This window comes from Taibaiella chishuiensis (assembly GCF_003014535.1).
In the GTDB taxonomy this organism is placed as follows: Bacteria; Bacteroidota; Bacteroidia; order Chitinophagales; family Chitinophagaceae; genus Taibaiella; species Taibaiella chishuiensis.
This window is the reverse complement of sequence record NZ_PYGD01000001.1, coordinates 429389-455463: the sequence shown is the minus strand read 5'-3', so window position 1 is coordinate 455463 and position 26075 is coordinate 429389. Positions and strand designations below refer to the sequence as shown.

Annotated in this window: 24 protein-coding genes; 18 read left to right on the top strand and 6 right to left on the bottom strand. The window is 50.2% G+C overall.

The annotated features are described in order from the left end of the window. Positions 1–39: 39 nt before the first annotated feature. Positions 40–1068: a hemin-degrading factor gene (locus tag B0I18_RS01905; protein ID WP_106520951.1), complete on the top strand. Its 1029-nt coding sequence runs from the start codon at positions 40–42 to the stop codon at positions 1066–1068. A 330-nt stretch (positions 1069–1398) separates the two neighbouring features. On the opposite strand, the gene B0I18_RS01895 is transcribed toward B0I18_RS01905, so the two are convergent. Then, the gene (locus B0I18_RS01895) at positions 1399–1839 is read right to left on the bottom strand and encodes a hypothetical protein (RefSeq protein WP_106520949.1); all 441 of its coding nucleotides are present in this window, start codon (positions 1837–1839) and stop codon (positions 1399–1401) included. A gap of 579 nt (positions 1840–2418) precedes the next feature. Further along, entirely contained in the window at positions 2419–2757 is a 339-nt protein-coding gene (locus B0I18_RS01890) for a winged helix-turn-helix transcriptional regulator (RefSeq protein ID WP_106520948.1), read from the bottom strand. A gap of 110 nt (positions 2758–2867) precedes the next feature. Here B0I18_RS01890 and B0I18_RS01885 point away from each other — a divergent pair, with 110 nt between their 5' ends. From B0I18_RS01885 to B0I18_RS01815, 14 genes are all read left to right on the top strand, one after another. Next, positions 2868–3266, top strand: coding sequence for a DoxX family protein (locus B0I18_RS01885; protein WP_106520947.1), 399 nt, complete (start codon positions 2868–2870; stop codon positions 3264–3266). A gap of 160 nt (positions 3267–3426) precedes the next feature. After that, positions 3427–6330, top strand: a complete 2904-nt coding sequence (locus tag B0I18_RS01880; RefSeq protein WP_106520946.1) for a sensor histidine kinase — start codon at positions 3427–3429, stop codon at positions 6328–6330. A 2-nt stretch (positions 6331–6332) separates the two neighbouring features. Next, positions 6333–7082, top strand: a complete 750-nt coding sequence (locus B0I18_RS01875) for a LytR/AlgR family response regulator transcription factor (protein WP_106520945.1) — start codon at positions 6333–6335, stop codon at positions 7080–7082. Positions 7083–7592: 510 nt separating this feature from the next. Then, positions 7593–8045: a hypothetical protein gene (locus B0I18_RS01870; protein WP_106520944.1), complete on the top strand. Its 453-nt coding sequence runs from the start codon at positions 7593–7595 to the stop codon at positions 8043–8045. Between the two features lie 255 nt (positions 8046–8300). Continuing rightward, on the top strand, positions 8301–8759 hold the full coding sequence (locus B0I18_RS01865) for a hypothetical protein (protein ID WP_106520943.1): 459 nt from the start codon (positions 8301–8303) through the stop codon (positions 8757–8759). A gap of 402 nt (positions 8760–9161) precedes the next feature. Continuing rightward, a complete protein-coding gene (locus B0I18_RS01860) occupies positions 9162–9617 on the top strand; it encodes a hypothetical protein (RefSeq protein ID WP_106520942.1) in 456 nt (151 codons plus the stop codon). Positions 9618–10147: 530 nt separating this feature from the next. Then, positions 10148–10588 (top strand): hypothetical protein, encoded by a 441-nt coding sequence (locus B0I18_RS01855; RefSeq protein WP_106520941.1) that lies wholly within the window; start codon positions 10148–10150, stop codon positions 10586–10588. Positions 10589–10630: 42 nt separating this feature from the next. Next, complete coding sequence (locus B0I18_RS01850) at positions 10631–11068, top strand: hypothetical protein (RefSeq protein ID WP_106520940.1); 438 nt, start codon at positions 10631–10633, stop codon at positions 11066–11068. A gap of 317 nt (positions 11069–11385) precedes the next feature. Continuing rightward, positions 11386–11721, top strand: a complete 336-nt coding sequence (locus tag B0I18_RS01845; protein ID WP_106520939.1) for a four-helix bundle copper-binding protein — start codon at positions 11386–11388, stop codon at positions 11719–11721. Between the two features lie 763 nt (positions 11722–12484). Further along, positions 12485–13537 (top strand): threonine aldolase family protein, encoded by a 1053-nt coding sequence (locus B0I18_RS01835; RefSeq protein ID WP_245882027.1) that lies wholly within the window; start codon positions 12485–12487, stop codon positions 13535–13537. A 167-nt stretch (positions 13538–13704) separates the two neighbouring features. Next, entirely contained in the window at positions 13705–16113 is a 2409-nt protein-coding gene (locus tag B0I18_RS01830; RefSeq protein WP_106520937.1) for a DUF5686 and carboxypeptidase-like regulatory domain-containing protein, read from the top strand. 599 nt (positions 16114–16712) lie between these two features. Continuing rightward, on the top strand, positions 16713–17399 hold the full coding sequence (locus tag B0I18_RS01825; RefSeq protein ID WP_106520936.1) for a hypothetical protein: 687 nt from the start codon (positions 16713–16715) through the stop codon (positions 17397–17399). Next, positions 17386–18309 carry a hypothetical protein gene (locus B0I18_RS01820; protein WP_106520935.1) on the top strand — a complete coding sequence of 308 codons (924 nt, stop codon included), beginning with the start codon at positions 17386–17388 and terminating at the stop codon, positions 18307–18309. Before B0I18_RS01825 ends, B0I18_RS01820 begins: the two co-directional genes overlap by 14 nt. A gap of 22 nt (positions 18310–18331) precedes the next feature. Continuing rightward, positions 18332–21049 (top strand): T9SS type A sorting domain-containing protein, encoded by a 2718-nt coding sequence (locus tag B0I18_RS01815; protein WP_106520934.1) that lies wholly within the window; start codon positions 18332–18334, stop codon positions 21047–21049. A 144-nt stretch (positions 21050–21193) separates the two neighbouring features. Here the strand turns inward: B0I18_RS01815 and B0I18_RS01810 are convergent, their stop codons facing one another. The 4 genes from B0I18_RS01810 to B0I18_RS01795 are packed head-to-tail and all read right to left on the bottom strand — an operon-like array spanning position 21194 to position 23243. Next, on the bottom strand, positions 21194–21706 hold the full coding sequence (locus tag B0I18_RS01810) for a DUF4252 domain-containing protein (RefSeq protein WP_106520933.1): 513 nt from the start codon (positions 21704–21706) through the stop codon (positions 21194–21196). Between the two features lie 21 nt (positions 21707–21727). Beyond that, on the bottom strand, positions 21728–22264 hold the full coding sequence (locus tag B0I18_RS01805; protein WP_106520932.1) for a DUF4252 domain-containing protein: 537 nt from the start codon (positions 22262–22264) through the stop codon (positions 21728–21730). Then, the gene (locus B0I18_RS01800) at positions 22261–22773 is read right to left on the bottom strand and encodes a hypothetical protein (RefSeq protein WP_106520931.1); all 513 of its coding nucleotides are present in this window, start codon (positions 22771–22773) and stop codon (positions 22261–22263) included. Before B0I18_RS01800 ends, B0I18_RS01805 begins: the two co-directional genes overlap by 4 nt. After that, entirely contained in the window at positions 22770–23243 is a 474-nt protein-coding gene (locus tag B0I18_RS01795; protein WP_181358298.1) for an RNA polymerase sigma factor, read from the bottom strand. The genes B0I18_RS01800 and B0I18_RS01795 overlap by 4 nt, the downstream gene beginning before the upstream one ends. Before the next feature lie 236 nt (positions 23244–23479). Here B0I18_RS01795 and B0I18_RS01790 point away from each other — a divergent pair, with 236 nt between their 5' ends. The 3 genes from B0I18_RS01790 to B0I18_RS01780 all read left to right on the top strand — a co-directional run bounded on the left by B0I18_RS01790 (position 23480) and on the right by B0I18_RS01780 (position 26056). Continuing rightward, positions 23480–24931, top strand: a complete 1452-nt coding sequence (locus B0I18_RS01790) for a patatin-like phospholipase family protein (RefSeq protein ID WP_106520929.1) — start codon at positions 23480–23482, stop codon at positions 24929–24931. Then, the gene (locus B0I18_RS01785) at positions 24931–25530 is read left to right on the top strand and encodes a hypothetical protein (protein WP_106520928.1); all 600 of its coding nucleotides are present in this window, start codon (positions 24931–24933) and stop codon (positions 25528–25530) included. Before B0I18_RS01790 ends, B0I18_RS01785 begins: the two co-directional genes overlap by 1 nt. 199 nt (positions 25531–25729) lie before the next feature. Then, the gene (locus tag B0I18_RS01780; RefSeq protein WP_106520927.1) at positions 25730–26056 is read left to right on the top strand and encodes a YnfA family protein; all 327 of its coding nucleotides are present in this window, start codon (positions 25730–25732) and stop codon (positions 26054–26056) included. Positions 26057–26075 lie beyond the last annotated feature (19 nt).

The window sequence follows — 26075 nt, the reverse complement described above, 5'->3', positions numbered from 1 at the left end:
AGCGATTATTTTTAATAACAACTATACAATTTATACTTTATGTCCGTAATAGCGATTTCATTAAAGGAACAGTGGGAGCAGCTGAAAGCTGAAAATCCAAAATTACGCATACGTGATGCGGCAAAGCAACTCGAAACAAGCGAAGCGCAGCTTGTTGCTTTGGGTACCGGAACCAGCGCAACCCGCCTGGAAGGCGATTGGAAAGAATTTCTGAAAGAGATCATTACCCTCGATAAAGTAATGGCGCTTACCCGTAACGACGATGCGGTACATGAGCGCAAAGGTGTTTATGACAACATCGAGTTTCATGGCCCCGTAGGTACCGTACTGAACCCCGATATCGATCTGCGCCTGTTTATGATGCATTGGGCGCATGGCTATTCTGTAGCCGAAGCCGACAGGCTCAGCTTCCAGTTCTTCGATCGCAGCGGCGAAGCGGTACACAAGATCTATTGCACTGTTGGCAGCAATGAAGAGGCTTTCCATGCCCTGACCGCTAAATATAAAGCTGCAGAACAAACCGTGGAACTGCAGACCGTAGCTTATCCGCCTGCACCGGCCGAGAAGCCCGATAGCGAAATCGATGCCGCTGCTTTCCAGGAAGGCTGGAAGAGCATTACCGATACGCACCAGTTCTATGGCCTGCTGGGTAAACATGGCGTAACCCGCTCCCAGGCTATGCGCCTCGCTCCCGAAGGTTTTGTAAAAGAAGTGGATAACGATATTACCCGTAAAATGTTACAGGCCGCTTCTGAGCGCCAGGTACCCATCATGGTATTTGTAGGTAACCGGGGTTGCATCCAGATCCATACCGGCGAAGTAAAAAAAGTTATGGAAGCCGGTCCCTGGTACAATGTAATGGATCCTGATTTCAACCTGCACCTGCGCGAGACATCGATCGCTAAATCCTTTATCGTTAAAAAACCTTCTGAAGACGGCACTATTACTGCGGTAGAGGTATACGATACAAAAGGAGAAATGATCGTACAATTCTTTGGTAAACGTAAGCCCGGTATTCCCGAGCTGCCTGAATGGGCCCAGTTAATCCAGGATCTCACACAGTTTTAAATCCATTTATCATGATCGTTATGACTATAATCAGCGCAGTATCGCTCCTCGTTTTTGTAGGCGCGGGCGTAATGAAAAATAAACTGGGCAGTACCCGTTGGTAAGTCCGATAACAGTTTGCATAAAATAAAGTAAAGAGCGCGTTTTCCTTTGTGAGAAAACGCGCTCTGATATTAGCCTGTAAATGTTTTGAGGCAATCTTAATGATATTTATCACAAAAGAAATTACCTTTGTACCCAATTTAGAACCAATTCCCCAACCAAAAAGCAGCCTCATCTCTACCCGGAATGAGGCTTTTTGGTGTATATACCCTACCGGATACCGCCCGGTCAGGCTACCTCACCGGCATTAAATACCGCGCCGCGGCAATAGACCTTGCCGCCCTGTAACAGGTCGAAGCTTTCGTGGGCAAAGGCCGGGCGTACCAGCCAGGCTGCCCCGGGCACATCGGCGGGTTGTGCGATCGCCTGTACGATCCTGCCTTTTTCTGCAGCTTCATGGGCCGCATATTCGTAATCGTCTGCATCGTCTTTATCCCCCAGCGACTGCCGGTCAAAAAGGCAATACTCCCCGTCGAAAACAAAAACGCAGAGATCTGTAGATTCATATACATCGCTATCGGCCTCGCCTGCGCCCTGCAGCTCGAGCAGTTCGTTGGGTGTACAATAGGCAATAACCAGGCCGCTATCGGCTGCCGTGTCGGCCAGTGCTTCCATTTTTCCGTTTACGGCCATCCCGTTCAGTTTGGCGGCCAGTTCTTTTGCATTCATATTCCGGTTTGTTTTTGTTGTTGTTGTCGGGCTGTGTCAGGACCAGCCGCGAATATACTACAGGCGGCAATAATCCGGTGATGCATTTACCTAAAATTGACAGCAGTATAAAAGAATACAACGTTATATAAACACTTACCGGCTTCCTGGCTACACTTACGCATTCGTTATTGGGTGCAGGGTTTCCCTTTTCTATTTTCGGTTTATCAATAAAAGGAAAAAGGCTTTAAGGCAGGAATGCCGCGGGCCCGCTTCTATTCTTTAAAACCTGAAAAAGTAATCTTATGAAAAAGAAAAGCCTGGAGCTGAAGAAGCTCAACCTCGCAAAAAGACAATCAGTAACCTGAATGAAGTAACGGGAGGAACACCTCCGACCTATACGCCCTGCTCCAATAGTTGTATTACGGTCGACATTAAATGTCCGTTGAGCAAGGTGCCAACCGTCTGCGTTCCCAATACCACAACGGTTATTTCCGGCTAATTGACGGACGTTTTGTTATATACTTACTGATACCATTCGAACAAGTAACCCGGCTCCGGCCGGGTTGTATTGCATACGGATGACGGCATAATCGGTCTTTATTTCCCGATCACTTTTTTCCGGTGGGCCAGTCCCCAGTAGTGCAACTCGTCCAGCACCTTTTCCAGCGAAAGGCCATGCGGTGTAATGGTATACTCCACCGTAGGCGGGAAGGTATCATAAACATCCCTGCGGATCAACTTATGTGCTTCCAGGCTCTTCAGTTCTTTGGATAACATTTTATCGGTAATACCTGGCACCTCCCTGGCAATTTGCCGGAAACGTTTCGGTCCACCCGATAAGGCGAATAGGATCAGCAGCCGCCACCGGCCTTCCAGCGCTTCGAGCGCATCGCTTATCGACAACATTGTTTTAGGGCAACCGCCTTTTGCTAACATATACTAAGGGTTTACGATACTTTCATGCGGGATAGTGCTATCCATAAGGTTAGTACTATCTGATGGATAGTAAAGGTAGCTACTTTTGTCCTGTATTAAAAAACGGAGATATGAGCTATATGGAGAAGAGACCGGTAGTATTAAACGGCGTTTTGTGGACCGTACAGGTGCTGCTGGCGCTATTATTTACCTGGGCGGCAGCGATGAAGCTGCTGAAACCCGCTGCCGGACTGGCCCTGATGTGGCCCTGGACTGCGGCGCATCGCGGCCTGGTACTGTTTACCGGCTGCCTGGACCTGCTTGCTGCAATAGGCCTGGTATTGCCTGCCGCATTGCGTATCCGGCCGGTACTTACCGTTTATGCTGCCTGGGGCGCCTGCGTATTAATGGTTGCGGCCATTGTTTTTCATCTCTTGCGGGGCGAGGCTGCAGGAACGGGTGTGAACATCATAGTTGCGCTTATGTCGGTTTTCGTGGCTTGGGGGCGGGGCCGGAAAATTCGGCTTTAGCGCATATTTCATGCTAATTGGATATTTTACCGGCGCATTGCCGGTCATTTATCCATGCAGGTTTTTTGCGGTTCTTTGCCGCGGCCCCGGAATGCTTTTACAAGAGCCTGACGCACCTCTCATTTTTTATATTTAATTTCCCGGATTTTAAGCGGGGATTATGTTGTTTCGGGATTGGCGTTTTTTCTTGTTATTGCTTTGCCGGTTATGCCTGGTTATGCCGGCTGTTGCGCAATTATCATTGCCTACAGTACCGGTCTATTCCCACTACCATTCCGGTAACAGCGACCTGCCTGCCGAGCAAATTTATAAAATCCACGCCGATGCCAATGGCTACCTGTGGCTGGCTACCGACCGCGGCCTGGTACGGTACAACGGGCGCGAGTTCCGCGTGGTCAAGACCGGCCGTGTCGAGGATTTTGTATCCTCCTGTATGGCAGGCCCCGACCGCTTGTGGCTCTTTGCCTATTCGGGGCATACGGTGGGTGTAGACCTCAATACCCAGAAGGTGATCCGGACCGACAGCCTTTATGGCCTTTCCCGCCTGCGGGATGAAAGTAAATTATTACTGGTAGGCATACGTAAGGATAGCCTGCTTACCTTATACGGGCAAAGCAAAAGGAAGGTAGTACGGGTAAATCTCGCAACCTGTAAAAGCCGGGTGGAATCGAGGAGCCTCACCGAAAGCGCTGCAGAAATACTGGAGCACTACCGCCTGCCGCAGTATTGGAAGCAAAAGCTCCTGCCCGAGTTGGAAGAGATTATACGCCGCAACTATTACGGGCTGGGCGTAAAGGATAGTTTTATTACCCTGGGCGGCAGGATCTTCAAAACCGTTCCCGGTAAAGAAGCCATACTTTGGTTTAACGGTCCTGACTATGGGATCCGGGCCAGTATTATGGGATTTGCCCGCAGGGATAAGGACCTGTACCTGGGTGGTGTAAACGAAATCGGCTTATGCCGTATCCGCAATTATTTTTCGGACGCTCCTGCCAGCCATACGCCGGAGCGCCTGCTGCCTGCGCAGTCGGTAACCTGTATGGAGCAGGACTACCTGGGCAATATATGGGTGGGTACCCGCGACAATGGCCTGTTCCTGTTTCCTGCCTCGGAAAGTGCTACGCTTGGTTACGATAAGGAACATAGCGGGCTGTATAGCGATAAGATCAGTTATATAGGCCGCTTCCCGGGCGATATAACCGTGTTCGGGTATGGTGATGCTACCGCCGATTTTTTCCTGCCGCAGGCAAAGGCGCCACGCCGGTATGTATTGCCTGCGCATATGGACATCCGGGAGATCAGTCATGTGGAAAGAACGGCCAGGCATTGGCTTATGTTTACCCGTACAGAGGCCTTCCGGCTGGATGCGCGAAAAGATGAGCTGCCCGGCGCGCTGCTGCCCGTGGTATTGCGGGAGTCGAGTATGGATGTGGGTTACAAAAGCGGCAGGCCCTGCAACAATATCTTTTATTACATCAGCAGCAACACATTTGTAGCGGTAGATACCCTGGGCAGGATTAACCGCTGCAACCAGGCCAGGATGCCCCTGCCCAAGCGAACCTGTGTATTGCCGCTGTCCGATACCCAGTTTTATGTAGGCACCGTTCGGGGCTGTTACCGTAATGCCACGCTACTGCCCTACCTGCAGGATGTACAGGTCAACGCGATCGATACGGTGGGCGGACAACTGTTATGGGCTACCAATATCGGCGTGTATGCCCTACCGCTGAACAGGGCCGGCGACAGCCGCCTGCTCAAGCTGGTGAGTGCCGGCCCATGCAGGGTCATAAAGCACGATACCCGTTATGTCTATCTTCATTACGGCGATGAGCTCACGATCGTAGATAACCTTAGCCTCTGGCCCGTAGCCCGGTTTTCGAGCCGGGAGTTTCCCAAACCTTTTCGCCTCAATGATTTTTACCCCGACAAGGAATACCTGATACTGGCAGGCAACCAGGGCTTGTTTTACATTCCCCGGCAAAACCTGCTGCCGCAGGTCCCCAGGACTCCCGTTAAAGCCCATGTACTCTGTTCGCTGAATGGTTATGCCCCGGCCGATACCGCCTACAACTGCAGTTACGAAAAAGGCCTGTCGGCGATTTTTAAACTGGATGTGCTGGATTACCGGCAAAGCCGCCGTAACCTCTCCTGCCGTGTGCTGAAAGACGGTGCGGAGCTATACAGCGATGTAGACCTGGGGCCGGACGGTATGGTAACCCTGCGCCCCGAGGGGCCAGGCACTTACCAGATCCTGTACGAGCTCAAGAGCGGTTATGCGGTACGTCCGCGTATACTTTCCTACCTGCTTGTGATTACGCCGCTCTGGTACCAGCAGGCCTGGTTTATGCCCCTGATGGTTATCCTGGTCAGCTTTACCTTTGCCGCGATACTTTATTACATCCAGAGCAAGAGGGCCAAACGGCAACAGGCTAAACTGGAACAAAAGATCTACCTGCATGAACTGGAAGCGCAAAGCCTGCTGGGACAGTTAAAGCCACATTTCATCTTTAATATCCTCACACCATTCCAGGGGTACCTGATGGACGGCGATAAACTGAAGGGCCTGGACTACCTCGACCATTTCTCGGGCTTGATGCGCAGTATGCTGCAAAGTATACGGCACCGTTATACGGCGCTGGGTGCAGAGATTGCCTTTATTGAACAATATCTGCAGGTACAGCAGGTCCGTTTCCAGCATTGTTTTACCTTTAGTATCCGGACGAGTCCCGACCTCGATACCGAAACCTGCCTTATCCCCTCCCTGCTGCTACAGCCGTTGGTGGAAAATGCTGTAGAACACGGCCTGATCAGGAACAAGGCCGGCGGCCGGATCGATATCTTTTTTGAAAGCAAAGAAGATACCCTGATCATAACGGTAAAAGATAATGGCAGGGGCCTGCCCCCCGGTTGGGATATCAAACCGGATCATGCGCTCGCAATCATCAAAGAGCGGATACAGCTATTGAACAAAGCAAAAGGAACAGGCGTTTTCAGGCTGACCAATAACGAAGAGAATAAGGGCGTAACTGCTACTATAATACTGGCAAAAGATAATCTGATATAACTATGCACCTGAATGTTTTTATTGTAGACGATGAGCAGCAAACACAGGCCACACTCAAAACCCTGTTACTGGAGTTTTGTCATGGCGTTACCGTTGTAGGTATGACGGGAGATATTAATGAAGCATTGGAGCAGCTGGCCGTGCAACCGGTCGATGTACTCTTCCTGGATATTAACCTGGGCAATGGTAATACGGGTTTCGACCTGCTGGACCAGCTGGGTACCTATGATTGTGATGTCGTGTTTGTAAGCGCGTACGATTCGTACGCCATAAAGGCCTTTAACTATGCAGCGGTACACTACCTGCTGAAGCCGGTAAACCGGATTATGCTCCGCGATACCATAGCCCGTATCCGGAAGCGAAGAACTGCAGGCGCGAAGCAGCTTGCGGGTATGCTGCAGCAGTCTTCGCCCACCAGCGTCCCGAGAATTGCTTTGTCGGACAAGGATAAGACCGAGTTTGTACCGCTTTCGGATATTGTATACCTCGAAAGCAGCGGCAGTTACACGATCTTTTTCCTGAAAGATAAAAGACGTTTTATCCGGTCGAAGAACCTGAAGTATTTTGAAGAGACCCTGATGCAATACCGGCATTTTATCCGGATACACAAATCCTATATCGTAAACCGGGACCAGATTAAAGCTTACCGGAAAAGCAGCCAGGAGCTGGAGTTTCTGAACGATGAGATCTTACCTGTATCTATTGGTTACCGCACGTTTATCGAACAACTGGGTAACCGTTTTATTCCCTGATCCGTTTGTACGGCGCTTTATAGCGTTATCCTGAAATCTTTTTTCTACACGGCTACGGCTACCTGCACCTGGTTTGCGGGCGGAGTGGCGGGCATATGCCCGCCACTCCCGTTTTTTAACAAATAAGCGGGAGTAAGGCTTCTTTAGTTGCTTTCATAAATTGTTTAGCCGCTTTTATGAACAAAAACAAGGCTTTGGTGAAATGAGGCGAAGAGGCTTACTGGTTTTTACCTGTTAAAGTGGCTGAAATGCCCGTCCGGCGCATATTACAGGTTGTTTTTGTAAGGACGGATAGATATTTTTGTACAACACGGTGTTTCCCCCCATAAAGCGGTTCATTGTATCGTTGTTGCCCGGCCTGTAGTACGTATTCCGGTACTTGTGGCGGCCAACCGGTAACAATAACCCGATAGATACAGGCGGGAATGCTTTGGTCAAAACTAAACCACCTAACGAACCAACTTCATAATTTTTTAACCCAAACGTTAACCTCTAAAAACTCCGATTGAGATGAAAAGTGTACTTACATTCCTTGCCCTTACTGTAGCTGGTTTCAGCGCTAACGCCGCCCTGTTTATCAATAACAATACCAATTGCCAGGCGGTACTGGTATTAAGGGCGCATGATGCGAATATCCCTGGCAGTTGCTCTTATTATTCCACACGGTTTACTGTGGCAGCAAACACGTCTGTGGCGTATAATAATGTAACCAATGTAAACTATCCTGCGGGTCCTGGTTGGTACCAGACTGTAGGCGGTAGCGGCGGTGCTACCATGATCGCTGCAGGTTCCGGTTGGGACGCAGTGACCGTGTATTATGGGGGCGGCCTTACCTTCAACATCGGTGGTGCGGGCACCTGCACACCCGTTGGTTCTTTCAGCGGTTCTTATCCCGGCTGCTCTTTTACCAATGCAACCTGGACACCGCTTGGTGGCGGTAATGTACTGCTGGACCTGAACTAATTTCAAATTTTGCGTTAATTTGGTTTATCCCTCATCATCAGGTAGGCCACCCCTCCGGGTGGCTTATTTTATGTAACCGGTAATACACCGGAATAAGCCACCGGTTCGTTGCGTTACAAGAGCCTGCAGGGAGCAAGGGGCATAACTCTGTTGTTTTCCGGCAGTCTGCCGATGCTGTCCTGCTTCGTTGCTGTGCTCTATGTGCCATTCAATTTCTTTTTAACCCCAACATTAACTTCTAAAACTCCGATTGAGATGAAAAGTGTACTTACCTTCCTGGCGCTTACCGTAGCAGGTTTCAGCGCTAACGCTGCCCTGTTTATCAACAACAATACCAACTGCGAAGCAGTACTGGTACTGAAAGCGCATGATGCCAACAACCCTGGCAGCTGTGCTTATTATTCCACAAGGTTTCCTGTTGCCGGCAACACTTCTATGGCATTCAACAATGTAACCAATGTAAACTCCCCTGGTGGCCCGGGCTGGTACCCGACTGTAGGCGGCGGTACTGCTACCCTGGTAACTGCCGGTTCCGGCTGGGATGCAGTAACGGTATATTATGGTAACCTCGGCGGCGCTATTACCTTCAATATCGGCGGCGCAGGTACCTGCACTCCCGTTGGTTCTTTCACCGGTTCTTTCCCGGGCTGCTCTTTTACCAATGCAACCTGGACACCACTTGGCGGCGGTAATATACTGCTGGATCTGAACTAATTTCAAATTTGCGTTAATTTGGTTTTTCCTTCATTACCAGGTAGGCCACCCCTCCGGGTGGCTTACTTTTATACCAAAGCCAATACACGCCAGAATCCTTTACCGGTAAGCGATACAGAGAACGTTTATCCATGCATAACGCTATGCCGGAACGCCTTGTATGAGTAAAAGCACGATACGATAAGGCTTGTGAAGAAAAACCGGTGCTTCCTGAAAATCCCGGCAAAGCATCGGGGCTAAATGCGGATATTTACCTTATAAGGTGCGCATGCTGCAAGGGGCAATAGCCCCGTTGTTCCTGTTCCGCAGCATACCTGTTGTAGCCTGTTTCGTTGCTGTTCTTTATATATCATTCAACTTCTTTTTTTAACCCAAACATTAACTCTTAAAACACGCATCCAGATGAAAAGTGTACTTGCATTTCTTGTGCTTGCAGTAGCAACCTTTAGCGCCAACGCCGCTATCTTTATCAACAACAATACCACCTGCGAGGCCGTACTGGTATTGAAGGCGCATGATATCAACAGCCCGGGCATCTGCTCTTATTATTCTTCGAGGTTTCCCGTTGCGGCAAACACTTCTATGGCATTTAACAATGTAACCAGTTTAAATACGCCTGGTGGCCCGGGCTGGTTCTCGTATATAAACGGCAGCGCCAGCCTGGTTACGACCGCCTCTGCTTTTGATGCGGTAACGATCTATTATGGCGATCTTTTCGGCGCTATCAACTTCGATATCGGTAGTACTGGTACCTGTGCACCTTCCACTACGTTTAGCGGTTCTTATCCCGGCTGCTCTCTTACCAATGCATCATGGACCAACCTCGGTGGCGGTAACATCCTGCTGGAACTGAACTAATTTCAAATTTGCGTTAATTTGGTTTTCCTTCATTATCAGTAAGCCACCCTGCAGGGTGGCTTACTTGTATATGCCGCGATGCCTGTAGTACGCGTTATAATTCTTTGGGGGCAAGCATTGCAGGGCTTAAGTATCCATACCTGCGTTTCAGTAAAAGCCAATGTCTCCACAAAAGCAGGAAACAAGAAGGCTGGTAAAGAAAAACTACCGTTTCCTGAAAAACCGGGCCGGGCGCCTGTAATAAATGCGGATATTTACTTTGTAAAACCCCGCATTCCGCAACGGACCATTCGCTTCGTTGTTTGTTTTCTAGACGTATACACCTGTACCCTTGGCTTCGCTGTAGCGGCATAGACCTGCTGCAGGCCCGTATGAGCTTTGCTGGCCAACCTGCTGTTTTTTATTACAGGCTATAACCTTTGCGGGACAATGCTTACAAGATGTTGCCCGGAATAAAACAGCAGATGTTTTACCGATTTCGTTTTCTTTAATTCACCATTTTTTACACCCGTTTTAACCAAACACTTTTTATGAAAAAACTCTTCGCAAGCCTCCTGTTGGCCGGTGCGGCTTTAAGTGCCAAAGCCGCCATATTCGTCAACAACAGCACAACGTACACTGTGTATGTAACCTTCTGGTCGCACGATGCGGCATTGCCCGGCGCCTGTTCGTATATCAGTAACCGTATGCCTGTCAATAGCGGTTCTTCGGTAGCTTTCAATAATGTAACGTCTCCGGGCCTTGCCTGGGGTATTCCCTGGAACCTGCCCGGTACGCCGGGTCTGGCCGGTTCCGGTTTCGACGCGATCGACATTGTGCCTACCGTAAGCGGTTTGTACTGGGCTACTATCGGTAAGCCCGGTGGTTGTGCCACCAGCACCTCCTATATTACCAGTGGCGGCGGTTATACCATCAATGCTACCTGGACCGATTTAGGCGGTGGTAACATACTGGTGGATATCAACCCCTAATCCGATTTTTCAAACACCATTTTTTCCTCCATCCATGCTCTTATGAAAAAACTAATCGCAAGCCTCCTGCTGGTCGGTGCGGCATTCGGCGCCAAAGCCGCCATATTTATCAATAACAATACCTCCTACACGGTTTATATAACCTTTTGGGCGCACGATATCAATATGCCCGCTCCCTGCTCTTATATAAGCTGGCGTTTGCCGGTAGACGGAGGCTCTTCCGTAGCCTTCAACAACGTAACTTCTGGGGGGCTGGAATGGAGTATACCCTGGAATATACCCGCTTACCCGGTGATAACAGGCTCTGCTTTTGATGTAATAAATATTGTGCCCGTATATAGCGGCCTGTCGGGCTCTATAGGTGCACCCGGTAGCTGTGCGACCAGTACCACCTACTCGGCTAGTGCCGGCGGTTATACGATCAATGCCAGTTGGACGGCTATTGGCGGCGGTAATGTGCTGGTACAGATCAATCCCTGATAGTTAGCGTACAAACCAATACAGGATCGCAGGGTACGCGATCCGTATAAGGGGCCGGTCCGGAAGGGCCGGCTCTTTTTTGTCCTGGTCCTGCATTTACATTTAACCATTACTGTTTTACCCATTGAGGGTAAATTTTATCCAATCCTTGTTTTGTATTTTAAAGAGGCGCTGCCGCTAACCGGAAGGATGTCTGTTCGTTCGGCCTCCTGGCTTGCGATCCGGTAGCCGCTTTGCAGTTTATCCGGAAGGCAATACCGGTTTGCGGCTGAACCATAAGCCGGCACTGGTGTTTCATTTTATAAAAGCAAAATCTTATGAACGGATACAATCAATATAAAGACTGTATAGAAGCCTGTCTTAAATGCGCAGCTATCTGTAACCAATGTGCTACGGCCTGTACTTATGAAGACGATGTGGCCATGATGGCGGCCTGTATCAGGCTGGATATGGAATGTGCGGTACTTTGTTATGCCGCCGCCCAGTTAATGAGCATGGGCAGCAGCCAGGCCACACGCATGTGCCTGATCTGCGGCGATATTTGCGAAGCCTGTGGTGCAGAGTGTGCCAAGCATAACCACGAGCATTGCCAGTTATGTGCCCGCGCCTGCAAGGCCTGCGCAGACGAATGCCGTAAAATGAACAACAGGTAAAATGCTGGCTTAACGCCTGTACGGTACGCTTTTACTTATGGCTGCCCCGGGGGCGGACAGGGCATCGCTTATCTTTTACTATGGCTATTCGCAAAACTGAAGTTGTTGTAACGCCCTGTTTGTAAGGCTGCCTGCAGATCGTGCCATGTGAACGGATAGCCTGTTTTCGAATACAATTAAAATGCGGCAGCTATATGGCGTCTATATGGTTGATCGTTCTCTTCCTGTACTGCGTTCCGGATCGCGTTGCCGAGACCCGTTCCGGATGCGCTGATCAATCCGGTTATTTTTCCAATAAACACAAGCCTGTACTTGCCAAGTTACCTGACATAAATAAGCTCCCGGGTTATCCCGGGAGCCTGTCGTCCCTTTCCTGTGCCGGTTTTTACCGGCTCGGAACCTTTCGTATTGCAAACCATTGCATCCGTTGGCTGCTGCTGCGTAAGGCGTATCATCAGGGGCGTTATTCTGCCAGGCAGTATTAAATCGCCCGGCTTGCTTTGTCAATGGATCTATACAGGCAGTTGCAGGAATTGTGCCCTAACAGATGTTTATCTTTAAGCCGCTACTGTTTAATCGCTTAGCTTCAGGAGCCGCTGGCCGGAAGGCTGGAGCATGTACATCATTTTGCCCAAACAGGGGTTTTTATGCACCGCTTTTTGCTATGCCGGATAGAGCCGTTGTCCTGGTATTTTGCTTTTTTGCTTATTTTGCATGCGTAATGATCAAATATTTATTTTTTTTAAAATAGTAACTGTATTATATGATGAATGAAGTGCAACAGTCCCGGCTCGACCTGCGCAGTGATACGTTAACCCTGCCCTCGGCGGGTATGAAAGATGCGATGGCAGCAGCAGTGCTGGGCGACGATGTATATGAAGAAGACCCTACGGTGAAACAGCTGGAAGATAAGGCTGCCGGGATGTTTGGCATGGAGGCTGCCCTGTTTTGTCCTACGGGCACGATGACCAACCAACTGGCCATTAAAGCACATACCCGGCCGGGCGATGAAGTGATCTGTGATCATCTTGCCCATATTTACCGGTACGAAGGCGGTGGTATCGCTGTAAATGCACTGTGCTCGGTAAGGCCGCTGCAGGGTATCAACGGGCGCATCAGCGCCGGCGATGTCCGGGATGCCATCAATAACCCGGACGATATCCACCAGCCGCCAAGCAGGCTGGTAGCGTTGGAGAATACGGTAAACCGCGGTGGTGGCGGTTACTACGACATGGCTGTGATTGAAGAGATCGGGGCGCTGTGCCGCAGCCACCAGATGGCTTTTCACCTGGATGGGGCCAGGCTTTTCAATGCCCTGGTCGAAACCGGCGAAACACCGGAGCAATATGGCAGGGCTTTCGATAGCATTTCTATCTGCCTGTCGAAGGGCCTGGGCTGCCCGGTGGGTTCGCTGCTTATCGGTAAAAAGGAACTGATCGGTAAAGCAAGGCGCCAGAGAAAACTGATGGGCGGCGGATGGCGCCAGGCGGGGATTTTGGCTGCAGCCGGTATCTATGCGCTTGACCACAATATCCCTTTATTAAAAGAAGACCATCGCCGTGCAAGGGAAATAGAGCGCATCGTAAAACAATATGCCCCTGTAGCGGAAGTACTGCCGGTGGCTACGAATATCGTGATGGTACGACCGGCCGGCGGCTTGCCTGCTGCGGCTTTCGTGGCCCGTATGCGCGAACAGGGTATTTATTGCGTTGCTTTTGGCAACGATCTCGTACGTTTCGTTACCCATCTCGATTTTACGGATCAGCAACTTGCGCAATTCGAAGACCGGCTGAAAACCGGCTTCATGCAAGGGTAAGGGTTATCTGTTTTTTGTTCCGGGAGTTGTCTCCCGGGACAAATTCCCCATTTTTCTCCCCTGCCTTCTTCCATAAAAAATTAAAAAGGGCCGGGCAACCTCCGCCCCCCGATGTGCATTTAATAATATAGACCATTGACCGGCTTGCCGGCGATAAGCCCTATCTTATGAAGCATGTCCTGTACCGCATTTTTGCGATCCTCCTTTTAATGCCCTTTACCGTAGCCGCGCAGCGACAACTCAGCGGCAGGATTGTTAGCGCAGCCAATGGCGAAGCGCTGACCTTTGCGACCGTTAAATTCGGTGAAGTAGGCGATGCCGTGCTGTCTGACCTGGAAGGCAACTTTAAAGGAGAAATACCGGAAAGCGTCAGCTTCCTGACGATATCCTACCTGGGTTTCAAAACAAAAACAGTGTCGCTAAGTCCCGGCAACAACCGCAACCTCTTAATCCGGTTGGAAGAACGGGAGCATAACCTGCAGGAGGTAGTGATTGCGCCGCCTTATGACAAGATCAGGGCTATTATACGCCGTGCCGTGGCCAACAGGGCGCTGCACAAGCCGGACCGGTACGATTGGTACCAATGTAACCTGTATCATAAAATGGTTGCCGATGTCTACGCCCCCGATTCTGTATTGAAAGATACAGCCAGCGCAGCGCTGGCCGGCTACCTCGCGGATAAACATATCCTGGTGTCGGAAACCTACAGCAGGCGCAGTTATGAACGGCCCAACCAGATACAGGACGAGGTATTGGCTACGCGGGTATCGGGTTGGAAAAAAGCGCCTTTTGTAAGCCTGGTTACCGATATCCTGCCTTTCGACGCCTACAGCGATTTTTTTAAACTGAATGGCAGGGATTATCCCAACCCGGTAAGCAACGGTTGGAGCCGCGATTACGAATTCGACCTGGTAGACGAAGTACTCAAAGGAGCCGATACGCTTTATATCCTGGCTTTCCGTCCGAGGAAGGGAAAAGAGCAGGATGCTTTAAAAGGACAGGTGTATATCCATTCGAGGGCTTATGCGATTGCTTACTTTACGGGCGTAGCCAAAGATGAGACGCTGGACAGGAAGCTGAGGATAGAACAACAATACCAATACAAAGAAGGCCGCTGGTTTCCCGAACAGCTCAATTACGAGATCGACTGGGGCAAGTTCAGTAAAAATAAAAAAGGACCCATAGGCCTGATCCTGAAAGGCACCTCGCGTATCGACTCGCTGCAATGGACACGGCCGGCGCGTTTCCGCTTCGATAAAGCCAAGACGGTAAAGCTGCTGCCCGGCGCCGACGAAGCTACCGAGCTGCGTTGGCAATCGATAAGGCCCGATACGCTGTCGCATAAGGAGCAGGAAACCTATCGCTTCGTGGATAGCATATTTAAAAAGGCCGGTATCGAGAAGCTGACCAACCTGATGGATAAGCTTTCGGAAGCGAAAGTGCCCCTGGGGCCGGTAGACCTGGATCTGCAACGTCTTTACGCTTTTAATGGTTTTGAACGCTCGCGTTTGGGGCTGGGGCTCCAGACCAACGAACGCCTGGTATCCTGGATGTCGCTGGGTGGCTGGGCCGGTTATGGCGCCGGTGACAAGCAGTGGAAATACGGCGGCTTTGCGGAGCTCTACCTCGATGCCTATAAAGACAAGATGATCCGCTTTGGCTACAGCAACGACCTGCTGGATCCGGGCAGGATCCGCATCAACAAAGATATTGACCGCAACTACCTGCAGCAATGGGCCATGAGCCGCGCCGATAAAGTAGAAGACTATTACCTCTCGGGCACGGCCCGTATGGGCTACTGGACGGCCACTTTAGAGGGGCATTACCAGAAGATAGACCCGCAGTACGATTACCAGTTCTACAATAACAACGAATACCTGAGCGCGTTCCGGGCGCGCGAGGCCTCGCTCAACCTGCGTTATGCCTACGCGGAGCGCCGGGTGCCCGTATTCCGGCATTATGTAAACTCCGGCACACGTTACCCGGTAGTATACCTGAAGCTTACCGCCGGTAACATATACCAGGATAATCGCTATAGTAATAATTACCTGCAGGCACTGGCGGCGGTTAGATGGACGCGGCACTGGGCCGGTATCGGTAATGAAAGCTTCCTGTTGATGGCCGGCGCTACCCTGCAGGAGCAGCCCTTACCCTTATCAAAGCTATTTGCCGGCAGGGGCTTTCGCAATAAAGACCTGCCGATCTACAGTTTCGGCAGCTTTATCACGATGTATCCTTACGAGGTGTACACCGACCGTTTTTTCAGTGTAAACTGGAAGCATGATTTTAACTGGCGGTTATATAACCTTGAAAATGTTTCGAAGCCCTACCTGAGCATTGCGCATAATTTTATGATCGGCAGCCTGGCCAACCGGGAAGTGCACCTGGGGCCGGAGTTTTCGGTGCCCACCCGGGGTTACCACGAGACGGGTATCCTGCTCAACGACCTGGTAAAGATCAACTATGTAAATATTGCCCACCTGAACCTGCAGGCCGGCTTCTTCTATCATTGGGACGGCGATATCGACCTGAAAAAGAACGGCAAGTTCGTATTGGGACTTTCGATGGATCTATAACAGGCGATAGGTTTGCTATTCATCAGCCCGGTCATCTTTGCCGTACTTATACTGCAGGCGGCCGCCTTGGCCGTAAAGCCGGGCCTGCGGCTAATGCAGGCCTGTGTAAATCTTTGCCGCTTCCTGGTAGTAAGCTGCTTCCATCCACTACCGGTTCCCCGCTTTTTGCGACGAGTAAGTATCGGAGTAATGCAATCCCGCATGTTTTAATCCTGCTTGCAGCCGGGTGCCTGACGGTTCCCGTTCCTCTCCTTTGGCGGTATCTGGCCCTGCAGGTAAAACTACTGCAGGGGGGTATGCTGCTTAAGTGCTTATGGACATTCTATGTCCCCGGTAGTAGCTGCTGCCGGACTTTTCCCTGTCTGTGATGTAACCGATTGGCCTTACCTGCGCTGTTTTAATTTCCCAGTTAAAGGTTATCTTCTTAATAATTTATATAAACGCTGCTGTTATAAATATTTTTATTACAGTAGCTAATGCTGTTTAAAATTAAACAGGCATTAATAAAAAATCTGTAGCAAATAGTATTAATTGCTATAAATTATTATTTTGGCGCATATTACTCACTTCAATCACTTCAAACACATCAAACACTTCAAATGAAAAAGACAGCTTTACTCGCACTGATTCTTTTTGCCGCCAGCCCGCTCATTGCTCAAACCTGGACGGGAACGACGACAACGAAAGCAGCCATTGGCACTACCACTTATGAGAACACCAAACTCACCCTCCGGAACATTCAATACCAGACGGCCCCTACGCCTAACCAGGCTTCCAGTGCGCTAAAGATCATGAATGGTTACGACGGCGCCAACAACAACATTATGGAGATCTGGAACGGCACTTACCAAACCTTTTTGGGACCCAATGGCTCTACGGTCTCTTACAATCCTGCTCTGGTATTCTGGGTAAGTAACCGGGACCAGGTAGGTATACGAAACAGCCTGCGTATCGGTACTACAGCTGCTACCGGTGCTTTTGCCAATTATAAACTTAGTGTAGACGGCGATATGGTTGCCAAAAGATGCGTGGTACAGGTTGATAACTGGGCAGACTATGTATTCGAGGATAGTTATGCCTTGCCTACGCTCGCCGATGTGGAAGATTATGTGAACGAGAACAAACATTTGCCGGGTGTACCCAGCGGCCAGGAAATAAAAGATAAAGGTCTTGAAGTAGGTGAAATGAACCGGATACTGATGCAGAAAGTAGAAGAGTTGACCTTGTATGTGATCCGGCAACAAAAGGAAATTGATGCTTTAAAAGCCGCCCATGCCAAACCTTAAAAAATACACCGGAACAGGGTGGCTACCTGCCGCCCGGGTTTTCCTGCTTCCTTTACTGTCGGCCTTACTCCTGATGGATGCCGGGTGTAAAAAAGAATGCAACGATCCCACCGACCCCGCCTGTCCTAATTACGACCCCTGTAGCGGAAAACGCGCGATCCGTGCCGGTTTTACGATCAGGGAGGAGCTTGTTTATACGGAAACGGATGCAAACGGTAATTACATCAGGCAGTACGACTATCCCGAAACGGACACGGTATATGTTGCCAATAACGTTGTGTTTGAGGCGACCACCGAGCATTATGACAGCCTTAAATGGTTTATCGGATCGGAAGTACTTACGGATAAGATGATACGCCGGCGCGGCTTTCCCGAAGGGCGGAACACCCAGGTAACACTGATCGTTTATTATAAGTCTTTTGTTGCCTGCCTGGCCGGCGATAAATGGTCGGATACCATAAGCCACACCCTGTATGCGGTGGGCGCCCTGGAAGATATCCCGGTAAGCGGGGTGTATGAAGGGTATAACACCGATGACCCGGGGGCGCTGTTTACGATCCAGGTAAATGATACATCCCGTAATTACAGCGGAACCATACTCGGCAAATATGGCCGTACCGGTTGTATCCAGGAGTTGCCCAAGGGTAATACCGACGAAGACTGGAACAAGTACAACGGTATAGCCTGGGGCGGGAAAAACTTTTTTATCGGGCACTTTAAAGATATCGACACCGGCGTTACCCGTAATTATTTTGGTATGTATGGCAAAGGAAGCCTCTCTGGAGGCACGATCCAGATTACGTACAGTTATGATGATAACGGCTACCAGCATTTTTTAACAGGCATCGGCAAACCCGGTATTTTTTATGTTACCAAAACATTTATCGGTAAGAAGATCAGGCCTTATTAAACTCACTAAACGATAAAAAACAATGAAAAATAAAATACTTTTATTACTTGGTATGCTCTGTACCGGCCTGGCACACGGCCAGTATTGCTGGAACCAGGTCAATACGGTCACGACGGCTCCCGGCGCTCCGGGTAGTGTCAATACCTTCGACTGGACGCAGGAGCTGGCTACCGTGTACCTGATGGATGAGTATAACCCGGCAACCGGTTCGGCGCCGGCGCGGCAGATCACGCTGCCCATGTATGCACAAGGCAGCGGCAGTGTTTTCAATAACCTCAATCTTACAGACCTGCAGGACATGCCGGCCGCACTGAAGGATCATAAACCGGCAGACGGCTGGGAATTGCTCATCAAAGAATTTGGTCTGCCCTCGCCCAAAGACAAAACAGTAGAGAACCCTTTCTTTGCGCTGTATAACCGCTATACCGGTAAGATCCGCGTATTCTTTATGCTTACGACCAAGGCGGCTGATCTCGGTCTTACCGGCGCTTATCTTGAACTCTCGTTTATCAATAGTCCGCGCCGGACTGCCTTGTTACAGCATGTTAGTCCGGTAGGCAAACCGGTTGTATTCCTGGAAACACAAAACAGTATGCGGGTGCCGAACTATCTCGACAACCGCAATTACTATTGGTTCTTCGCCGACTTTCCCGCGGCATACGATCCCTGTACCTGCAGCAGGAGTGAGAACAGCAGGTTGACGATCCGGCTTTTCGCCAACGAAGATGCCCTGATCGAAGCAAAGATCAATGGACAGCTTTACGAAAATGCGGTGATTAATAAACAGCCGGGAACCACTACCAATGCGGTAGGCATGAACGACCTGCTGGGCGCCAACGAACAGGCCGTGATTAAAGGGGTACAGAAGGCTTTTGAAAGTTATAAGACCTATGATGGATACCGGAAGAATTTCGAGAAAGGTATGGACCAGGTAGATGGCTACCTGGTTAATAAAATCAATGGTAAGCTGGCAGACAAATATCCCAACGGGGTAACGTTCGATAGCCTGGGCATAACAGTTGCCCCTAACGTTGCTGCTTTAAAGCAATTCAAGGATGGGGTCGATTTTCTGCAGGGCTTAAACTATGGCGCCAACCAGCTGGCCGGTCTCAAGACCGTGGCTTCAGCGATACCTTATGTGGGCGCCGTGATCGGGTTGTTCGACTTTTTCAGCAGTATGAATAAGCCGGCCACAACCGGCACGCCCAAACCTACGCCCACTATCTATTCCGTAGACCTGAACCTGAATGGTACGATCAAAAAGACGAACCCGATTACCTCGTATAGCTTTATTACACCGGCAACCAGGACAGGGCCGCCGGGTGCAGGTATTCCCGACTACAACAATATATTGGGTGTGGTCAATATACTCGATATCCCGGCGCTCGAATACGTGGAATATAAGCCGCAGGCGCCTAGCTGGAATCCATACGATATGAGCACCATTAACCCGGCTACTATTCCCTTTATACCCAATATCCGGCAATACCGGATGAGCAGCGATCTTAAATACGTGGTCAACCCTGCGTCTAACCTGGAAGTGATCGGCGTAGAAGCCACGTATATCCTTGAGTTTGGCAGCGATTCAGGTGACGTGATATTCCGTCGTCCGCCATCTAATGTACTCCTGTGGCGTGATGTCGACCAGATGCCCGTAGAGTTCGGGAAACCGGAAGCGCTTGCGTCCTCTATACCGCAACGTATGGAAGATGCCGGTTGGGAAACGGATTACCTGTCGGCCGGCTTCTTTGATTATATGGGCAATGGTAGTAGCGATAACGGGCCTAAACAGGGCAAATACAGGATCCGGACGCCTTATGCGCCGATCCAGTGTATGCGTAATGTGGCGTTTAACATGTATCACCATACCACTACAGATCCCAACCAGACTTCTAATGACATATGCTGTCGCAATAAGACGCCGGATATTATTTTGAAGGTGGTGTTTAAACTGCGTAAAAAATACCAGGTCGATGACGATGTTATTTCCATCGTGCTGTCGTACGACATGTCGAAGGCCAAAGAGGACGCACAACCTGCGCCCGGCTTTTCAAATCTTCGTTACAACCTGGACCGCTACCTGAGTTCCAATAGCCCGTTCTACAACTATTATGTGCATAGCTTTGCTTCCGATCCGGCTTTTCCTACAGTGATCAATGCACCCCGGAATATTGTGCTGGAGCAGGCTACCGTAAACGGCAACCTTTTTGCCCGTGATACCATTATTATCAAAAACAATGTGTTCCTGGGTAATAACGCGCACCTGTATGCAGGCAAGCTGATCATAACTGATGCTTCTTTCTTTTCGCCTGCTTCCGGGTTTTCGACGCTGAACATCAGCAAGTATATTCCTTGTGATGCCACATTGCAGTCGGCGCAGGAAAGCCCGGCCGGTATCCTGGCCAAATGCCAGTCGCAGAGCTACAGGGACAGGGCACTTGCTTCATCAGCGCCTATGCCGCCCCCGATGAAGGAAACGATGATCGAATCAGGCAGCTTCTTTATTTACCCGAATCCTACCAACGACAAGCTCTTTGTCCGCTTTATGGCTCCGCAGGAAACGATTGCGGATATTACCCTGTTCGATGTGTCGGGCAGGAAACTGTTTGCGGATTATAAGCGCCTGATGGGCAGCAGTCCCTATGCTATCGATGTTAAAGATTTTATACCGGGTGTATATATCCTGAACATCAGCCAGGAAAATGGCGATCGGCAGATGTTCAAGTTCGTGAAACAATAACCGGTCTTGAAGCCTGCATTGTACCCGGTATAATGCAGGCAGCACCGGGCTCAGCAATACCAAATTTAAAACAGCCGGTCATCTGTTACGATGACCGGCTGTTGACTTTTTAGGGTAGACGTATGGGTTTGTAGGGGGCTGTATTTATCCTTTAAAACTGATGACACGGGCAAGGCCGGAGCCCTTTTTATCCGACTGGTAGTCGTTGAGCATACGCGTCAGCTGATCGAAAGTAATTTTGGTGCGGGCCTGTACTACCACAAGTTCCCGGTCGCTGTCGATCATGATCAGCAGGTCGTGGATGCGGTCGCCGTCCTGGTTGATATAGATATTTACCCGCTCTCCTTTATCCTTTACCTGCAGCAGGCTTTCGTAGCTGTCCTGTGCCAGGGCGTCTTCCAGTTCGCTTACCACTGCGCGGCGTCTGCCGTTCAGGGCTTCTATCTGGAATACCTTTAAGGATTTAAGGTGGCGCAGCACGGAGCTGGCTTCATCGTCTTTGGGTATAAACCGGAGTAACAGTTTCGGCAATTTTACCGATACCACATTGTCGTCGCCGTTATGGTTGGCATAAAAGCGCTGCAGGCCGCTCCTGGCTTGCATGTCATTGCAACAGGCCAGGAAGAGGAGGGTCGTAAGCAGGAGGATCTTTTTCATGGTTTTTCGTTTATTGGGTTATTATTTTTTCATTTTTTTGATCTTATCCATACCGGTAATATTCATGTTGTCCGATATCTGGGTAAGCTCGCTCAGTTTAAAATTACCTTTGATAAAGATGATGACCTGGTCGCCACTGCCCGAGACGGTCATGATCAGTTCCCGCACATAATTGTTCTGCTGCAGGGCCCGGAAGGTAATCTGGTCGCCCTTTTCGCGGATCGACATCAGTTCTTCGAAATTGCCCAGCGGTGCGGCGGCCAGCAGGCGGCTGAATTCGCTTTTCTCTTTGGCTTTGGCGGCATCGCCTTCCAGGATCACGATTTTAAAGTCCTGGAGCTTGGCCGCAAACTTTACGATATCCTGGTAGTCGGGATCGGATGAATTGATGCGGGATAACATCTTGAACATAGCGCCGCTGATGCTTACCGTTGTAATGTCGTTACGGTCTTCAAAGGCATGCAGCCATTTCTGTACCGGGCTTTCCTGCGCCTGGCCGGCAAAGGGCAGCAATATAGCCAGCAGGAGCAGGCTCAGGGTGATTCTTAATAGTTTCATGATTTGTTTTTGTTTTGGATTTTGGAGATGGATTGTTCCAGTTTACCAAACTGGTTGATGCCGGTAACGCCCTTATTCAATTTGCTGCTTACATAAGCCAGGGCTTTGCGGGCCTGTTCCAGTGCCTGTTCCTCGTCCTGTATTTCGCCCGATACATCCGGTCTTACCAGTATGGTCCTGCTTAGTGCGGACGACACCGCAGTTGTTTGTGGTAATGCCGCCTGCGGCGCCGGCGTTACACCAGGTTGCTTCAGGGTTATCACCAGCGCAATACCAGCAGCCAGTGCGGTACCGCAGGCCACAAGGTATTTAAACCGGTGGCTGCGGCGCTGCGGGAGCACCCTGTCGGGTTGCGTATCCCGCGCGGCCTGTACCGCAGCGGCGAGTCGGGCATCGGGTGTGGCCTGCTGCTCGGGGTGTTGTGCAAAATATTCCCGTACGCGGCGCTCTTCTTCCAGCGAAGTTTCGCCCGCATAATACTTTTCCAATAAAGCTTCGATATCGTTCATGATCGTTGATTATACAGTTCCCTTAATTGTTTCCTGGCGCGGGACAGCTGTGCCCGCACGGCTTCGTTGCTGATTCCCATGAGTACCTCGATCTCCTGGAGTTCATAACCCTCGATATCGCGCAGGTAAAAGACCGTTCGCTGCTTCTCGCTGAGCAGTTGCAGGAGGTGCTGCAATTGCTTCGATTGTTCTTTGTTTACGATCTGTTGCCATACATCGGGCGCATGTACCTTGTTTTCCCAATAGCGTTCATCCAGTTGTTCCGGCCTTTTCTTCTTCAGCTGATCGAGGCAGGCATTACGTACTGCCTGCATCATATACGCCTCCGGGTTGCGGGCGCCGGCAGCGCCATTGCGTTCCCATAAGCGTATGTAACAATCCTGTACGGCATCTTCCGCATCCGGCTCGTTGCCAAGGATGCTTGCTGCGAACCGGATAAACCGGGGTCTTGCGTCCAGTAGTGCTTTCAAGAATAGGGTGTTTGTATGTAAGACGATAAAGAAAAGAATTTGTGACGGCAGGCCGGAATTTTTTTTTCTGCAAAGGAAAACGACTGCGGGTGCATGCTTTCCCGGCTCCGGCTACAGGTCTGTACTACGGCAGTTCGGGGACTTTATTATTTGTTCATGATCTGTATCGCCGTGTATTGTTTATGATTTAAATATTTAATATTTTGTGCTTTTATACTTATCGATAAACCGTTACTATGTCTGCAAAATCACCGCATCAAAACAAAAAGCAGCTTACCCCCGACGATTTCAAAAATGATCCGCGGGTCAGCGCCTGTGTCGACCAGGTAAGGGCGCATCCTAAAATCGTTTCCGATGTACTCGGCGAGCAGGGCGAACAATACGTTAACCTCGTACAAAAAGGCGGCGGCGTATTAGGCGTTGCCCTGGTGGGTTATGTGTATGTGCTCGAACAGGCCGGCATCCGTTTTCTCAAACTGGCGGGTACCAGCGCAGGGGCGATCAATACCTCGCTGATGGCCATCCAGGAAGATAAAAGCAAAACCAAATCGGATTACCTCATCAGCGCCCTGGCCGATCTTGACCTGTTCCGGTTGGTAGACGGCCACCCTTTTGCCCGTATGCTGATCAGGGGCCTGGTACAGCAGCCCGACTTTATGAAACGTATCCGCAACCTGTTGCGTAATGCGCTTATTTTCCTCGCACTGATCCTGGTGTCGGCCTTTGTATTGCTGGGCCTGCAGCATAAGTATCCCGTGCTGGGTCTGGCTACCTGTTTCGTATTTATCCTTATCGGGTTGTATGTACTTGTAGCAGGGGTTACCGGGGCTTATGTCTCTTCGCTGCTGAAGCGCCTAAAGACAGCGGGCTTCGGCATCAATCCCGGCGACTTTTTCTACGATTGGGTAAAGGCGCATATGAAAGCCAACGGTATCCATACCGTGGGCGATCTTGAGGCGCGGGCGGCAACGGCGCCTGCGTTAAAGATCCGGTCGCCGCGCAAGGAGCCGGTCGCCGATCTGAAGGGCGATGTCGTGTTTATTGCATCGGAACTGGTAACCCAGAATAAGTTCGAGTTCCCAGCCATGGCCAACCTGTTTCGCACCGCAGATAAAATGAACGAGTTGCAACCGGCAGGTTTTGTAAGGGCTTCGATGTCGATACCCGTGTTTTTTGAATCTTACTATATCAAGGATATACCCGGTAACGATGCGGGTGTAAATGCCTTATGGGAAGAGCAGTTTAACCTTAAAGCACCACCGGATACCGTGCGGTTCGTCGATGGCGGTATCTTATCCAATTTCCCGGTCAATGTATTTTACAACAAGGATATCGAAGTGCCGCGGCTGCCTACTTTAGGCATTGACCTGGACGACAGCAAACCGGGCGACAAACAGGACGAGCCCGAACAATGGAGCTTTGCCGGTTACCTGGGCAGGATGTTTAATACGGTACGGTTTTACTACGATAAGGACTTCGGTCTTAAAAACAGGATCATGAATCTCGGGGTCGGTAAGGTGCCTGTTGCGGAATACAACTGGCTGAACTTTTTCCTGACCAACGAGCAAAAGATCGACCTCTTTGCCATAGGCGCCGAAGCTGCGCGTAAATTCCTGGATGAATTTGACTGGAGTGCCTACAAAGGCGACCGGCAGACTTTTTTCTTACAACAACAAAACGAATCCTGATGATAACGATACCTTATGCCGGCTGGTGTTTTGTAATAGCGCTTGCCGTAGTGTTCCTGTCCTCCTGGCTTATGGGCCGGCAAAGCAGGTTCCTGTTTACCAAAGACCCGATCAGGCGCGGCTTTTCTATGTTTGAGCTGCAGTTCCCAGCCAAGAGCTTCGACCTGGAAAACCTGATTAACGGCATCTATGCCTTGCCTGAAGATGCGCGCAGAACGATAAAGGCCCTCAGGATCCAGCTGCTGCTGGATTACATCCTGTTCATCCCGGCTGCCTATGGCGGCATTTTTGTATTGTGTATGCATCTTGCTTCCGATATGGAAACCGCAGTAGGCCATTACTGGTTTACGGGCCTGGCCTGGGCACAGCTCATACCTTTTATACTCGACTATATCGAGAACACCTACTTCTGGATCATGATCGGTAAGCGCGATATACCGGTGCCGCGTCCTACGCCTTTTGAGCCTGAGAAAACATCCCGTTCCTTCCGTGCTATGCAGTGGCTCGAGATCTTTAAATGGGGCCTTCCGTTATTGGCCTTTGCCTGTTGCCTGTCGCTGCTGGCCTATCTATGGCTTTCGGGCAAGTGCTGGGGATAATGCGGGTATAACATTCCAGATATTTGAGGAGCCGGTACTGCAAGGGACCGGCTCTTTGTTTGCTGGTCTGTATGAAGCCTGCGGTAAGGGTTTGCGGCCAACGACGTATCTTTGAACAATGCTGCAGGGCCCGCCCGGCGATGGCTTTTTGGCAAAACATAACCCTTAGCCCGGTGCGGTACCGGATCAACAATATATCATGGATCTTTTAAAATCGATAGGGGTATTTATCCTGGCGGGTCTTTGCGAGATCGGCGGCGGCTACCTCGTATGGCAATGGTTACGCGAAGATAAGCCGGTGTGGCAGGGCATCCTGGGTGGTATTATCCTCGCCTTCTACGGCATTGTAGCTACCTGGCAAACGGCCGGCTTCGCTAAAGTATATGCTACCTACGGCGGCTTCTTTATCGTGATGTCGATACTCTGGGCTATGAAATTCGATAAGTACGTACCGGACCGCTACGATGTTATCGGCGGTATCATTGCCTTGATTGGCGTCTGTATTATTTACTACGGCAAGCGCTAGTGGCAGGCTACCGGCACCA